General features: G+C 45.1%; 4 protein-coding genes. 2 read left to right on the forward strand and 2 right to left on the reverse strand.

Features of this window, described 5'->3' with window-relative positions:
• Positions 1–45: 45 nt before the first annotated feature.
• Together TW77_RS08905 and TW77_RS08910 are read right to left on the reverse strand one after the other, a co-directional pair.
• Positions 46–519 carry a hypothetical protein gene (locus TW77_RS08905; RefSeq protein ID WP_046004631.1) on the reverse strand — a complete coding sequence of 158 codons (474 nt, stop codon included), beginning with the start codon at positions 517–519 and terminating at the stop codon, positions 46–48.
• Positions 520–533: 14 nt separating this feature from the next.
• On the reverse strand, positions 534–14,687 hold the full coding sequence (locus TW77_RS08910) for a DUF1566 domain-containing protein (protein ID WP_046004632.1): 14,154 nt from the start codon (positions 14,685–14,687) through the stop codon (positions 534–536).
• Positions 14,688–14,909: 222 nt separating this feature from the next.
• Between TW77_RS08910 and TW77_RS08915 the strand changes: the two genes are divergently transcribed.
• Complete coding sequence (locus tag TW77_RS08915; protein WP_046004633.1) at positions 14,910–15,425, forward strand: SCO family protein; 516 nt, start codon at positions 14,910–14,912, stop codon at positions 15,423–15,425.
• 11 nt (positions 15,426–15,436) lie between these two features.
• The gene (locus TW77_RS08920) at positions 15,437–17,008 is read left to right on the forward strand and encodes a methyl-accepting chemotaxis protein (RefSeq protein ID WP_046004634.1); all 1,572 of its coding nucleotides are present in this window, start codon (positions 15,437–15,439) and stop codon (positions 17,006–17,008) included.
• Positions 17,009–17,133: the final 125 nt, after the last annotated feature.

A 17,133-nucleotide genomic window follows, 5' to 3' on the forward strand; every position in this document is an offset into this window, starting at 1 on the left:
ACAGAATTATGAACACCCTCAAAAAGCCCCGCGAGGGGCTTTAAATTAAGACTTATGCCAGGCTAAAAAACCTTCTGGCTCATTATCCCAGTTTAGAGCTGTATCGATCTTATCTAGTAAGGCCGACTTATTCATCTGATATACATTATCAATTTGATCGCAGTTCAATTCAAAAATAACAACCCACTCACTCAGTAAAGGTAGTAACTTTTCAAGCATTTCCTTTAGCATCAGTGGTGATTCATCAAGATATGGTTCATTGACGCTCTTTTCCCAAGTTTCAAGCGCATTACTTTCTAATGACAAGTAGACCCAGTTCGAAACATTCATCTCTGATGGTATATAGTTCAGCATATGCTCTGGCATTGTTTGCTTTTTGAACTTAACTTCTTCTTTCCATGCATATCGAGGAGGGTCTTGGCTAAAGCTTTCATCCCCCCAGAAAGTAAGCTCCTCTTGAAAAGGGAAGTCATCTCCAAAACAAGTTTTAGGAATTAGTAAATCAAAACATACTTGCATTTTAAGCTTCCCCCTTATTGACCCTTAAATGGTAAACCGTTTCCACCTTCTCGAATCCATCCTTTCCCATCAAACTTAAATGGATGTTGATGAGGATTCAAATGGTCTCCGCGTCCATGGTTGCTCCAGTGAACTTCACTCATAGGAACATCTTTTCCATTTGCTTTCGGCCACGTATTAGCTGGAAATTCTGCTGACTGACGATAAACTTTTCCATCGCTCCCGACTCTCGAACCAAGTACAGTATGCGCTCTTCCTTCAGCTTCTTTTAATGGCAGCGGTATATCTTGGCCGTTCACTCGCTGCTTAGCTAATGGTGCATCAGATATGTAATGGTCTGCTTTCTTTGTAACCTTCTTCTTAGCCTTCCACATCTTATAAGCTTTGGCAGCTGCTGCACCGCCAAATGCCAGGCCACCGACCGCAGCGACCACCACAGCTTTGTAGTCAACACAGGCAAATGGCTTGCCTTCTACATATAGCTGGAATAACAATTCCATACCGCCGTCCTTGGCCGCACCATACAGGTTTGCCAGAATGTGCCCGGTCGGATCAATAAAGTTGACAGGATCCGCTGAAACATAATTATAAAGGTTGGTGTCGCCCCCCGCAAAGCCGATTGGATCTTTTGCAGTCCAGCGAGCAGCATACGGATCGTAATCTCGAGCACCAAACCTGACTAGCCCGGTGTCGCTGTCATACAAACCACCCGCAAACCCAAAGGGCTGAAAACCCGGGTTGGAGTCGTATGTCACCTCACCGTATACATCGTAGTCAAGTCGCTGGGCGATCTCACCACTCACAGCGTCCACCAGCATCCGGGGTGAACCTAGTTGATCGGTAATATAGCGATATTCTCTGCCACCTTTTAGCATGTAGTCAGGAACATGTCCTTTGCTGGCGTAGCCAAACAAAGCAACCACATTACCATTGGCATTTAATTGTGCGACCGGATTTAACTGGTCACTATACAGGTAACCCACAACGTGCTGCCCATCCACATACTTAGCCACACGTCGATTTTGTGGGTCAACATCATAGTCAATTTGTTTGCTAACCTGACCATCTTGTTTGATCTCAACCTGAAGTAAATTGCCAAAAATATCGTAGTCGTAGTTATGCTCGACAGAACCACACGTTTTATGTGCCAGCGCACCGTTCACATTGTACTGATACCGGCACTGAGCAAAACTGGTTAACCTGTCTTGTTCGTCAAATGTTGCGCTCTTAGTGGTGGTTTGGTCACCTTGTGTGAAATCAATGCCAATCCGGTTACCATTTGCACCATAGCGGTATACCTGTGTTGTTTCTCCTTTTATAGCTGTACTCAGGCGACCTAACCCATCGTACAAATAAGTTTCTACCTGGTTTTCACCGGCTACAAACTGTTGCTTTCTTGTTATGCGACCCGCATCATCAAATTGATAAGTGGCTTGATACAAGTTTTGTGCGCCAAAGGTATAGTGCTCTCTTACGATTTCACCATATTGGTTGTGCGATATGTGGTGTTGAATATCAAAGTGCTCAGTCCCGGTAATAACACCGCCTTTATCTAGCGCCCTGTTTAAAGTCAGATTACCAGCCGAAGTGAGCATACCATCCAGATCGTAGCCATAGGCAATACAGTTGGCGTCGTTCACACACACACTGCCAACATCGCCACCCGGGCTATAATTGACACTAAATGAGCCAGTTACATCACCAGACCAATTCGTACCAGTGTAGAGTAAGCCATCGTAATGATAATTGAGCGTATTGCCATCAGGTGCATCGACTCGAATTACATCACCTACTTCGTTGTAGCTCAGTTGGTATCGACCATAAGGGGTACTAATGGACTCTAAACGGTCAATTCCCCTGGCATAGACATAAGAGATATTTTCTCCCGAGGGTAAAGTAATCTCACTAATTCGCCGGTCTCTGTCATAGACATAGCTGGAGACAGTTTGCTCGGCATCTGCTGCTACCGGTGCAGTATAACTCGTTACGTTATTAATACTGTTATATGCAAACTGGTGCTCTGGCTGGCCATCAGGCGTAATAGAAATCAAGTTTCCGTTGTTGTCATAGCCAAACTCAGTTGCCTGCTGCTCTTGTTCGCTGTACGACAATACTGCTCGGATCACTTGCCCAACATTGTCTCTTGTCAGAGTTACTTGCGGTTGATTGCTACTGACAATTTTTTCTAATAGTCCAGTCCTAAGTCCGTAGCCACCACTGTAGAAATATCGAGTGCCTCTGTCTCCTTGCGATACTCGTGTCAAACGCCCGTAGTCGTCATAGCTATAGTGGACCGGTGCAAAGCCAACTACTTCGGTATAGTCCGGTATTTGCCTTGCTGTATCTAGTTTTAAAACCGTTTCTCTACCTAACCCGGTTGTTGTGGTTGATTTACCTGAATTAACGTGATACTTCATTGTTACTTTCTGAGTATCATTGTGCTCCACGTTAAAGTAAACGACGTAACCATCGCCATTTCTGGTAATGTCGGTTTTGGATTCCACCCCGTCGGGTGATCTCACCACCAGTGATCTTGGGACATTTCTTTTTTGAATGGGGTCGTATTTACTATGGATCAGATACTCCATTCCTCCAACCTGCTGATGAGACGTTGGTACTAGCCGGTTATTATAGTATTTAAAAGAGCGCATGCTCGACTCTACAGAGCCATCCGGATAGCGTGTTTCTGTGTCCCCATTTAAAGCTTCTTTTACCTCAAATCGATTATCTTCCGCCGTTGTATATCCATAAATTTTGGCCTGCGTCGCTTCATCCAGACGACTGTAAAAGCGCCACTCTCCACCTTCTGGATCAAGGCTTCGTGTGATCCGGCCATGTGCGTCAAAAAAGCGCTCAAAGACATTACCATTTGGGTCTACCTGATGGTTCAGCAACTCCCCCTGATAGTTGAGTTGATAGCCTGTACCATCGGGATATATGACGGACCTCAGGTTGTTGTTTTCGTCAATGTTCAGATATGTGATCAACCCCGATGGTGAAATTATCTGAGACACCTTCCCTTGCTCATCACGGATTAAGCTAACCTGATTATTAAATCGATCACGAATACTCGTCAGCTTTTTGGTGGCCCTAGAGTAACTAAACTCAGAAAGCGACGTGCCAGTTAGCTTGTCTGTGGTTTTAACATGTTTACCATTCTCTATAACGTAAGGGCTCACAACACTGTTTTGGTATGGACTAACGCACCGGACGTGGTACTGTTCTTCCTCTTGGTCGTAGGCGTGATAGCCAAGTCCCATTGTCACTTCAATCGCCCAGGCTTCTCGATCCGGCGCTCCGACATTTGGAGTAGAGCTCCAATAAGGCGACCGCCACTCCACATAGGGGCGCCATATTGCATCGGGAGCACCATTATGTCCAACCGGAGACTTGAACAAAAAGTTTTTAGTTCCTCCTTGCATCAGTAACTCATTCGCGGTCGGCAGACGCCAGTTGGTCATACCCGCATGTTCAAGCGTCTCACAATAATTAATTGCTTCACGCCATGTCATTTTTAGAGAAATGTTGTCCGGCGTGTCCTGCCAGTAAAGCTGAAAATAATCGTTATACCCTACTAGCCTTGAGGAGTCTGATAACATTGCATAGTTATACAGCGTCATATCATCAGTGATAATTGTCCAGGAGTCATGGCCGAGTCCTAGGCCCGCCACACAAAGCGCTTGTTTTCTCTGGCCCTCATCAATGCTATTTGAGCCCCAAACATTGAAGTAGCCGTTCAGCATATAGGCATCCGCTTCATGCTCCCGGCCGCTTTTATCTAGGGTGTAAAGTAGCTCTTTAATGGAAGGCAGTCTCCATCTTCCTGCCCAGGGTCCACCAAAGTCCAGGCTTTCACAGTATTCAATCGCTTCGCTTTTACTTAAAACCTGCTCTGTTGCTTTGATTTGCCAGTTTAAACGCGTGTTTATATCGGATAAATAGCCATACTTGGTGACAGCATAGGAGATGTCTCTTCCGGGTGCGCCATAGTAGCCGTCATCACCGTCGACAGCGCTTAAACTTAATCCGGAGCTGACTGTCGGAGAGGCATGACTACCCTTTTCAATTTCACCGTCCCCACGATAAATATTCCCATGGCTATCCACCAAGTGGTGATTAGATATACTCCAGCCATTGGCAATTTCACTCTTTGGCGATCCAAATAGCGAAATCACAGACTCGCTCCATTTGATTACGTTTTGTCGGCCTGTTACACCTAATGACTCACTCCCCTGCTGTGCCCAGGTTGGTGGAACCTGATCAGGCCTTAAACCTGAATCAGCTATGTTTCCTGCACTGGCATAGGCGGAAGCGTATTCATAACCAATTTTTAACCGAGCTTTTACCTCTCCCCGGACTGGTTCGCCCAGTACATCTCGGCCATCCCAAACAAACTCAACATTTTGCATCACACTCGGGGCAAACAGCTGCTCGAACCTGTTACCTGCCACTTCAAGAACAGCGTGCATGCGTATAACACCATCTGGCAATGACAAGCGGCTGACATTAGATTTGATTATATGGTGGAAGTCTGAGGTTCTGGCACTATTGTAGTGAAGTGTAAGACCCGTACCCAGAATACTGATATCTTCATGCAGCTCCAGAGTTTTAGGTTTTATATAAGAACTAACGGCTGCACATTGATCATTTTCTTCAACGACAGAACTATCACCGGCCAGGACTTCGATTTCTGTCGGAGAAGTACCATCTGAGCGGGCAGACCAGTTGAAATCATAAGGCGTAAAATGGAACATACGACCACGCCAGTAAGTTTTGCCAACCTCATAGCTCTCAATGCCCTTGCTTTCATCTGCTGCAGAGCCATCACCGTCTATATCATCAGGTTGGTCATCGCCGGTGTAATCCACACCATCAACTTTTCCATCCCCATTGGTGTCGAGTAGTCTGACAACAACACCATTCTCTGAAGCCTTCCACTTTGCTTCTTGTCGGTCGTAATAGCCAATAGGCACTAACTCACCAACAGGAAAATCCAGAAAGTTGTCCACATACATCACCACGGGTTGATCGAAGTGAACACTTTCATTGTCAGCAACTCCAGCTATGTCCAACTCAGAGCAATATGTAAAAGCGGACTCCACAGGTAAAGCACCTGGCATGGTTTCTGGCGTTTCATACTCAGTAGCACGGACCGCAAATTTATCCAACTGTCGTGTTTGCCCGTTGGGACCTACTACCGTAGCCTGATTGACATCTTCGAAAACAAGTGACGTAGATCGCACGCCGAATTCATCAGAGACCGGGCTAGATTTGTGCACTTTAGGACCATTTGACGTTAAATCTACTAACGTCACTTGTGCATCCAGCGGCTGGAGAGTGACCCTGTCAACGCTATTCCACTCTTTATTGAGCGCGATAACCTCCCTCTGCACTCTCAGGTAGCCGGGTAAAGAAATCTCTAATATCGATTTACCAGCCATACCGGCAATGGTATACCGCCCATTTTCGTCCGTTTTGACACTTCCAAACTCACCCTGGCCCAGAAAACTGACTTGTGCATTAGCCAAAGGTTGAGCATTGGTATTGAATACTTCACCCGTGTAAATGGAAAACAAATTGACTGGAAATCGCTCTGCCGATGCATTGTCAGCAATCAACCCATGGTGTTCGCCTGCAAAACCCTCTGCTCCTTTGGTATCTTGAGTCTTTTCAGATACAACTATCTGAATGGTATTTGACTCAACCTCCCCCGAAAGAACGGTAAGGCTGGATATACCCGTGCTCTTCGCGGTAACAGTACCCTTTTTAAAGCTAAATACACGTCTGTTCAGCTCAACCAAACTGACATTTTGATCTACTAGCTCAGAATGTCCATTACTATAAGTAGCTGTTATAGTTAGCTGCTCGGACATGCCAGGCACCAGATTAAGTGTCTGAGGTGCTACCTCAAGGGCAATAAGTTGCGGAATCGGCTCCATCGATATAACGGGCTTTTCACACCGAGTAGCAGCACTATGATCTACGCGAGTTATGCTTAACTCCGGCCACTCCTCTACAACATTAACCACGTTAACTCCAGTCCAGATTGACTCCACAGGCTGTGGTCTGTCTCCATTGGGGGTGAATGGTCCTACAATACTCCCGACCCCTAATAACCCTCTTGTTTGTGGCGGTGACCCTGCAGGATAGCCGACGGCTCCAAGCACGCCATTTCTATGTCCCCATGCCGCTCCTGTGTAAGGAAACTTATCGGCATAGATATAATCGTAGATGGACAACATGGCTGCCGCTGAGACTTGCTCGTCCAAAGAGAGATCTGAAGTACTAAAAATGCGCGTTGGTGATAGAGCAAGGACTTCTCCCGTCCTCCAATATTTACTGTGTTGTTCCCAACCAGAAAAGTGCTCAATAACGCGTTGGTGTGGAGTTGCGCCATCTGAAGTTCTATAGTGACCAAATACATCATTTTCTAATGAATACTGTGCGAATTTTTGCGTTACTTCACTAAACTCCTCAGCCACTCCGTAAAAAGCCTCAATACCACGTGCAGTCCGCTCAGCATTAATCAGATAAAGTACTTTCTCTTCAGCAGACCACGCATCCCACACGCTTTGTGCTGGCATATGTAGCTCTGCATCAACCGTTTCGTCCTGCTGCCGTGCATTGTTAAAACTCGCCTCAATATCCTCAACCCGATGATAAGTTGCACCGGTCCAATCGATATTTTCCTCGGGCACTGTTTGCTTTAGCTTTTCGTCGGAAAATAGCCTGCTGGGTTTACAGCTTTCAATTGTTGCTCTTACTCTTAATATTGTTCGATATGTATAACTTTGCCCTTTTTCATCAACAACTTTTAGTTCTAGGGCATAATCTCCATAATCCTCTGAAAACTCAAAAGTGGGCTCAGTTCCGACCTCGATACCATCTATCATCCACTGGTACTGGTCAAAAATCACACCTTCATAATCCGGATGAACTGTTAGTTTTTTCGTCTCAAAACGGTCCACGGTTATAACATCAGGAAATGGTCTGACAAGTATGATTTTGACCAGCCTGGTTGCAGATTTACCATCAAAGTGAGTTGCTTTTAGCTGATAGGTCTCTTTTTCAACTATATTGTTTATATGTAGCTCATTAACAGCCCAAACCCGCCCATCACTTAAGCGAGTGATTTCGTACCTCTGATAATATGGTTCGACTCCTTCATCGGAAAACGAAAGTGTATAACTATCATGCTTGTGAACAGCTACAACTCGAGTATCCGGCAATGAATTATCTTTTGGTTGCACAGTAATTTGTACCGGGTAGACCTTGCGATATCCCAGTTCTCCCGTAATGTGTAGCTGGCCTTCATATTGTCCAGCAGGATAATCGAACTTGTATCTGCTGTTATAAAGGGGTACTGGCTTGCCATCTACAACCCAGTTATTCCTGTAATTTTTAAACCGCTCTAACTTAGGAAGAAAGTTTGCCTCTCCTTCAGTAAATATCAGATTCGATAACCCAATATCAGTGGGCCAATCGGTTACTGTTACAGTTGAGGTATATTCATTCTGATTGCCAAGATAATCTGTGAATACCACTTTTACTTTGTAGGTACCCGGTGGCTTAGCAAAGTTCATAAATGACGAATAAGCACTGTCGCTTCGCCATGGCTCATCATTGATATACCACTCAAGTTTTTCAAATGGTCGCTTTTCGTAAATACGTGTAGACTTGTGAGCAAAAAACCGATACTGCTCGCCTGGCAACAGGCTTAGACTTGAAGGCAAAGGTCTGGCAACAACAACCTGGATGCTGCTCATTGCTGAGTTACCCTGTGCGTCCGTTATTTTTAGTTTAAACGTATCGTCAGCTGTCACATCTGTGAGCATCAGGCTTGGCGAGTCGTATACCTTCTCTGTTGCGACACTCAAAAATTCGATTGCCAGATCATCTCCATACTCAACACCTTGCGCCAACAAAACAGGTTGTAACAGGTGATCTGAACCACTAAACAATCCAATAGCAGGTCCCAATCTAACTAGCTCAGTTACTGTATACTGACGCAGTTCCAGCTTTATCGTAGCTATACGTGAGTAATCCTGACCATCAAAAACACGTACTTTGAATTCATCCTCAACACCCCGAGCCAGGCCTATTGCTCGAAATTTAAATGTTGTAGGCAGCCAATCGCCAGCTTCAAAAGGTATAAAGTCAATCCCAACTGCACTTTGCCTGCCCAGCTTAACAACCTTAGGCATTTCAACTACTTCGACTCGTAGCCTCTGACGAGCTTTACAATAGACAGTTGGTTCTGGACAAGAGGGTGATATCAAGTCGGGATCTTCAACATTTAACGTAATTGACTGCCCAAACACATCTTGCGGGCTAATCCTTTTGATAATGTGTAAATCTTCCACAGTCGGTGGCGTATTTGTGGGATCAGCAATAACAGTAACAGGTAGTTTCAGGTCGTACGTAAATCCAAACTTTCGCAGAGTCACAAGGAGCGACCAGTCACCCTGATCTGGGATCAGATTATGCTCACTACTAATATCAGTTAAGCAACTCAAATACCCTGATTTGCAAGCCAAGCGCCAACTGAGCTCTGGTTGATGACCAAAAATTTCACTTTCAGACGCATCTACGTGCAGAAAGTCACCAAACCTAATCACAGAGTTGTAATCTACCTTGAGCTTGGGCGGCTGCCAGTCTCTGACGCATCGGACCAACCCCTGACGCTGAGGGATATCTGCGCTTCTTAGCTCAACAGGCAAATAAGTAACATGAACAAAGCTATGTCCATCTTTTTTTATGAGATAGGCATTGTGATTGTGATCAGTTTTTGTAGAGCTCCAAAATGAATAATCAGACCACTTGTTAAATAGTTCAGAAAATTTACTCGCATAAGTGCCTTGATCATGTGCAAGGCTATATAATTCATTGATATTTGGGAGGCGCCAATCATCAAACCCAGCCTCTTTCAGGTTTTCACAGTATTGAACAGCCTGATGCCACCCTGAAGGCTGCATGATGGAGTCAGAGCTTCTATCTTTTTTCTGCCAAACTAGTAGATTACTCTGATCGTAAACACCATACTCATATTGCTTATAATTTGGCTGATGCGCTACTTCACCAGTCACACACAATGCATTACCTTTTGCATACTTAACATTGTTCCGTGAATAGGCAAGCCCTGTACTGATATCGATTTGAGTTGCAGATTGAATGGTAGTGTCATCACCCAAAAGCAAAGTATTCAGCTCCGCCGACCAATACCTTGATGACCCACGAGATTTAAACTCTGCTGGTAACAGCCCATTATCAAAATCGCTTCTATCAAGAAGGAAAAATAGTTCTTCCTCCAATGGTAATCGCCAAGAGTCAATGCCAGCATGGTTTAGGTTTTCACAATAGTTCTTCGCCGCGTACCAAGATAACCCCTGAGCCGTGGAGTCCCCTGCGAGGTCAGCCCAAATCAGCATTGAATTTTGGTCTGAGATGAGACCTTCCTGCAATTCTACGTAAGACCGTTCAACCCCTTGTTGATAAAAGCCATCGTCAAATGGCGCAAGGCTTTTTGTTTGGCCAGTTTTTGGTATGTTATTATTGCTTTTGGGCTTGTTGTTATTTAAATCTTCAATTGAGCAACCAAATTTATCTAACCCTTCAACAGAATTCGTTTCCAGGCACAAATCAGCTACATCAGGTATGCCATCCTCATCCTGATCTCTGCCCTTCTCAACCTCAATAGTGAAAGTTTGTTGGACCGTTTCAATACCATCATAAGCAACTAACACGACAGGCTGTGAGCCCATGTCTTCAGCTTGCGGTATCCAATGTATTTTATTGAACCGGTCGAGTACCATACCTGCAGGGGCTGTGGCCAGGTATAGCTGCATATAACCGTCAGTATCGGAAGCGACTGCCTGATACTGGTACTCATACCCAACAACCGCAGACAACGCCGGGCTGCTATGAATGGTGGGAGGTCTGTTAGTGTCAGATACTCCCAGCAAATAACGCTGTATTATTGTTATGCCTGATTGTGAAGTAGCTGCAACCTCCACCGGATGGCTTCCCCAACTACCGGGGACATTCCAGCTTATTAAACCAGATTGACTGACAGCCATCCCTTCAGGCCCTTTGAGTAATTCATAGCTAACTTGCTCATTCAATGAGTGTTGCAGCTGATAGCCATAAACCGTCCCACTGATCGCTGTTACTTTCGGGATACTGCTAAATTTTGGCTCTGGACTCCCTGACGGAAGGACTCTGATTGGACGACTGAACGAATGAGTCTGTCCATTAGTATCTACAACTGAAAGCGTGACAACATGATCACCTGCGGGCAGCTCAGGGACTTCATAGACCGCCTGTTTTGCAACAAGTAACCCATTGATGCGCCACTGATACTCTTTGAGTTCCTGCCCATTTGAGCTGAAACTATCCAATCCATACAAAGTAAATGCTTGGCCGGCTACGATCGTTGCAAACTTACCTAATACGGCTTTGGGATAGACATCAGTAACGCTCCTGCTATTCAACCAGCCTAACTTGCCATCGAACCAGATACCAAATTGAGCGTCGAATGCTTTACTAACAACCCAGGACGACCCTCGCGTTGCATAGCCCAACAGAACCTCATTAAACTCACTCTCTCGATATATAACTTCGACATTGCGCGTTCCTGTAGAGGTGCAGTGATTTGAACCCAAGCGCTGTATCTGGGCAAGTTCAACCCACTTAGTGGAAGCGTTAAAGTGAATTTCGACACGCCTTTGAGTCATGCTTACCATTACGTATTGCTGACCCGCAGAGATGTACTGCTCCACTACAGGACTAGTTGCAGAACCGAAAACGCCAGTTTTCTCAACCGTTTCAATAATGCTACATCGCTGTTCTTGGTCTTCAATTGCGAGTTCAATCGTCTGTAAATCAAAGTGAGTACCATCAGTTACTCTAATCTCAACTTCAACTAAAGATTCACTTGCAATATCTGGTAGCCAACTAATGGCGCCACTCTTCCCATCTATCTGCATTCCTTCTGGAGCCCTTAGCAATACAAACTTTTGCTGAGCACTTATTCTGGTTAAGTTTGGGGTGTAAACAAATAGCTGGTCTTTTGTGGCTTTCAATCCGACATGTTTTTCGACGAACTTAGGCGCATTATCAACGCCCAGCGCTTGGACAAAGGTTGCTTGAACCCAGGCATAACTTTTGCGGCCATAAGCATCGTGATATTCTATCTTGTACCAGCCTGCTTGATGATCAACGACAAAATATTTGGACCCAATATATAGCGAACTCAAAAATGGATAAGAAGAAATATCTGGGTTTTCATAGCCGCTTCCTCCTTCGCTAATGACGGTCAAACAGGCTGTACCAAAAGAATCACCTAAACTGCTTTGAGGAACCCATCCTGACAAATCTTCACTAACAATTTTCGAGTAACCATTTTCTTGCTCATCTAGTAGGAATCGCTGCCCAACTTTAGCGATGCCAATTGTACGACTTCCATGCACAGCATTGGCTTTTATGTAGGTATCACTCTTCACTGTTGCAGCGCGACACTGGGGGATTAGTGGCTCTGGTGCTACGTCTATGGTAAACGCTTGAGAGACTTCTGTTCCTTTAATGGTTGCAAACACTAAAGCTGAATGCTGGCCGATTTGGTTGGCACCTGGATGCCACTCAATAAGGCCCGTAGCGGAAATAGACATACCCTCAGGTGCATCGTTGAGAGAATAGGTAACGTTCGAGTCTAGATCAGCCAACTCAATTTGATAGCGATAGACCTGATTAGCAGTAGCCGTTTCAATCGGCAAACTCGTTATCACTGGTATATCTTGTTGAGGACCTCTGGAGGTTTTTTTAATGTAGCCGACCTGACCGGCATACCAGACTTTTATCCATTCTGAATTTTCAGTCGATATGCTCCATTGGGAGCCATTAGGCACAATCCCCAGTTGTGGTGCTTTATCACTGGCAAATTGGTAAATAATTGCCCCTGAATTTTGGTCAATATGCGAACATGCACCATCAACAAACTCTAGAAATCCCGGTCCGTAAGCCCACTTTTTTTCCCCATCAAACCATATTTGAAACCAAGCACCTTTTTGGTCTAGATACACATACCTTTGGCCATTTTGTATGTATCCTACTTTATTTCCACTGGTGCTATTCGAATCTCGTACATTGACGCCTCTGGTACTTTCAACTAATTTGCAAGATGAATCTGACAATGCAGTTACTTCAACAGAAAACTGTTGCGTTGCCGTTAAGTTGTCGGCAGTAACAGCCATGATCTCTACACTATGTAGGCCTATTTGCGCAGAGCTAGGCTCCCAAATCAGCATATTTTCGCTGATATACATACCGACTGGCGCAGCTATAATTTTATAGGTGACTGGCGAAGACGAGCTGCTAGAAATTTGATAGTTAAACTCTCGGCTAACATGCACAGCTGTAGGAGGCTCAGAGGTAATCGATAGATTGTCATTATTTGTATCGGCGCCATCGGAAACTGCTAACTTTACCAAACTCCCATTAAACCAAGTAACAATCGTGCTCACATCTTTTTGTAAAACAACCCACTTGGATCCTTCTTGAGCGACGCCAATAATATTACTTCCATCAAGAGCTTGAGCTTCCAAAGACTGCTCAGCAATGAAGCAATGTGCATTACTACGTTTAAGGTAGCCGGCTTCATATGCCCAACGAGCTGCTCCATCATACCAAATATTAACCCAATTCCCTTGCTCAGACAGAACCGTATATTGTTCGCCTACTCTGATGTAGCCTACTTTTTGTGAGGATCCGCTTGCTTCTGTGCGCACATTAACATTTCTAACTGCTTCAACTATCTCGCATTGTTTTTCGTCATAAAGCTCAGAAACCTCAATAGAAAATGACTGATTCAATTTACTTCCCAGCAAGTCCAACGCCTGTAAAGTCACAGTGTGCTCACCGATATCTGAATTAGATGGTAGCCACGAGATCACCCCATCCTCAATCGACATTCCCTCAGGAGCCTCATTGAGGTTGAACCGTACATCTTTCGAACGACCTTCGAGCTGAGGAATGTAGTAATAAGTAGTTTGGGGAGTTATACGTGTGTTAGGAGTCGAAATGAATGACCAATCGGCTTCAAGAGGAGTGACTGAAGTTTTTGCTTTTGCAATATAGCCGGGCTGCCCTAAATACCATACTTGGTACCAATGGTCGGTTTCCTGAGTAACAACCCATTTCGAATTTGGTTCAACCGCCCCGAGTAGTGATGAGCTGGAGTCGGGTGCAATATACACAGCACTAACGTCTGTGGTATCTATACAGCGACCACCGGAAATATTCAAGTAACCTTTACTATAAGACCAACGCGACTGTCCATCATGCCAGATATTGAGCCAATTCCCTTCGCTTCCAATAATAGGGTACTGCTCACCCAAATTTATATAACCAACTTTTTCGCCGGATGAGCTATTTCCACTACGAACATTAACCCCTTTTATGCTCTCGGCAATAGAACAGTTTGCCACTTGAGTATCATGAACGATTAAAGTGAATTTTTTGACCGAAACAATTCCATTTAAAAACTCTGATGCCAGTTCAATTTCATGGCTTCCAACATGTCTATCCGTTGGTACCCAATGAAGTTTTCCCTGCTCAAAGCGCATTCCTTCAGGCCCACTTTTTAGTGTAACATCTATTGCCGATTCCGGTTTCTGGTAGTAATAGTTGAAAGTAGTACCAACAAACGCATGTTGACTGGGAATTAGTAACTCCTCCTCAGTCTCCTCGTGTAACGCGCTTGTTGCAATTTGGCCTTTTTTCCCTCCAAACCAGATATTGAGCCAATCAGAGTCACGATTGGTCACCACCCACTTTGAATCTGCAGATGCAACCCCCAATACGTTTGCGGGCAAATCTCGCTCAACAACTAGGGTCGTCTGTTGCAAAGAAATACAAGTACCAGACGACTCCTTTAAATATCCAGGGGCATAAGACCACCTTGCAGATCCGTCAAACCAAAAGTTAACCCAACTGCCGTCTTTTTGTATTAGTGGATACTTTTCCCCTGGGCTAAGGTAACCGACTTTAAGACTGTCAGAGCTGCTGGCACTTCTGACATTGACACCTTTTACCCCCTCAATGATCTGACAATTTGCAGAGACCGTTGAACTAGAGAGTAACAAAATAAACAATAAGACGTGCCAGGCAGACATCGGTGATCCTTAATAAAATAGCATTACCTAAAAATAAGCCGGCGATTCTAATTATTAAGTTGTACCTTTTCAATTAATATTTTTAATAAATGATAAAAATAGAGTTAAAAAGCGAACAAATGTGTAGTGATGGGAATAAAACAACCCAAATTGCCAGTTTCTCCTTTGCAGTCTACAGTTTACTAATAGTTCATAGATCAAGACCTTGTTGTTGATAGCGCTATGCTGAAATCATCGTTTATGGTGTTGTTGCTTTGCCTACTGCTGGGGATTATTTTTGGGCTGCCGTTTGTACCGCTTGAAAGCAACCGCACAGTGGAAGCGCCTTTTTTAGAGCACTCGGGTAGCGATAAGGCAGTGGTGTTTTTTGGCTTTAGTCACTGCGGTGGGGTTTGTCCAACTACCCTGCTGATTTTAAAAAGTTTATTAGACAATACAACACGGCAAAGTCAGTGGCCGCAGGTGGTGTTTGTTGACATAGACGAGAATAGCTCAACACAACAAGCGCAAACACATGCCCGCTCCTACCACAATGCTTTTTCTGGCGTTCATGCCAATGCGGAATCGCTGGCTCAGCTGAGCCGGGATTTTGGCCTGAATATTCAACAAAATGGCGAGCAGATCAGGCACCAGGGGCGCACCTATTTACTTGCCCGCTCGCAACAGCAATGGCGCATAGTCAAGGCTTATAATCCTGAGACCTTTGACTTTAAAACGCTACAAGACGAGCTTTATTAAAGAGGCACATCATGCTTAAAAACCTGCTAATTTGTTATGACGATAAACTCAGCGACTATATGAAAGCCAGGTTTGATGAGGACTTTAAACGCGCGGATAAAGTTGTGCTGATGACCCTGCTGGCGTTTTATTTTATGGTGGCGCTTTTAACCCCCTGGCAAAACGGCTATTTTATGCTCGGGATCCTGGGTGGTGGCGCGGTATTTGGCATTTGCCTGGCGGCTTACAAAACCATGCCGGGCGCATTTATGACCCGCATTATTATGGCGGTTGGATTAACCGCCATGATGGCTATCACCATACAGCAAGCTAACGGCCTGGGCGAAGGCCACTTTATTTTCTTTCTCAATTTTACGATTCTGATCCGCTACCGGGATGTTATGCCCTTACTGGCCCTCATTGGTGTTACCGTTGCCCACCATCTCACTATGACCTACTGTCAGAGCATTGGCGCACAATTATGGGGCACGCCAATTATCATCTTCTCCTGGGGAGATCAAACCGACTGGGGATTGATCGCGCCTTTGCTGTACCATATTGTAATTGCCCTGATAGGCGCGGCCATTGCCATTTACTATATCCATGATGGCAATATTAAATTTGTCGCTTCTAATCAGGTAATTGGCCTGGTGCAAAAAGGCGCAGACGGTGACTTAACAGACCGCATAGATACCGTGGAAGAAACCCACTTGTCGCGCATTGTTAATGGCTTTTTTGACCGGTTAAACAACGCCTTACTCGATACTGCCAGCACGGCAAAAACCCTTACGCAACAAGCTGAAGACACCACACGACAAGCCCAAAGCAGTGCCCAGGCTGCACAGGAGCAGCAATCGGAAATTGATAAAATATCATCCGCTGTCGACCAAATGACATCCGCTACCGGAGAAATCGCCAGTAACGCCGAACAGACAGCCTCGGCATTACGTGAAGCGGTTGATAACAGTCGCACCGGCCAGACCCTGGCCAACAAGTTTGAACAAACCATAGACACGCTGTCATCCCGGGTAAAAGATGCCACCCAGGTACTCGACCAGCTGGAGCAAAGCAGCCAACAGATCAGCACCATTGTTGCGACCATCCGGGGGATCTCGGAGCAAACCAACTTGCTGGCGTTAAACGCTGCCATTGAAGCCGCCCGAGCCGGTGAGCAGGGCCGGGGTTTTGCCGTGGTCGCGGACGAAGTCAGGGTCTTGTCGCAGCGCACTCACGCCTCCACGGAAGAGATCTCGGCAATGATCAATACATTGCAGTCCACCTCTCACTCGGCGGTAGAGACGATGAATCAGTGCTATGAGCTGACCTCAGCAAGTGTCGATGACGCCAGCAATGCCTCTCGCAGCTTTAGTGAAATCGCCAACCTTATCAGTGATATAAACGCAATGGCGTCACAAATTGCCACCGCAGCTGAACAGCAATCGGCAATGACAAACGACATACGGCAAAATACGGATAACATTCAGAGTGCGTCCAGCCAGTTTTTGAATGACTCAGAAGAAAGTCTGCAATATGCTTCCAGGCTCAGCGACATGTCAGTCAAGCTAAATCGCCAGATCCAGCAGTTTAAACTAACGCGTGAATGACATGACTTGCACAAGAGGTTTTGCTCAATATATCAATGTTTTAATTACTTTTTTGACTAATGTTTCAGACCGTGTTAATTCGCTGTTAAACCGATAAATGTGTAAAAAATTGTTTTACTTTTCAC

The organism is Pseudoalteromonas rubra (assembly GCF_000967655.1).
GTDB lineage: Bacteria > Pseudomonadota > Gammaproteobacteria > Enterobacterales > Alteromonadaceae > Pseudoalteromonas > Pseudoalteromonas rubra_A.

Coding starts and splice junctions, on each gene's coding strand:
- TW77_RS08915 (WP_046004633.1), top strand. CDS start 14,910: ATGCTGAAATCATCGTTTATGGTGTTGTTGCTTTGCCTACTGCTGGGG.
- TW77_RS08905 (WP_046004631.1), bottom strand. CDS start 519: ATGCAAGTATGTTTTGATTTACTAATTCCTAAAACTTGTTTTGGAGAT.
- TW77_RS08920 (WP_046004634.1), top strand. CDS start 15,437: ATGCTTAAAAACCTGCTAATTTGTTATGACGATAAACTCAGCGACTAT.
- TW77_RS08910 (WP_046004632.1), bottom strand. CDS start 14,687: ATGTCTGCCTGGCACGTCTTATTGTTTATTTTGTTACTCTCTAGTTCA.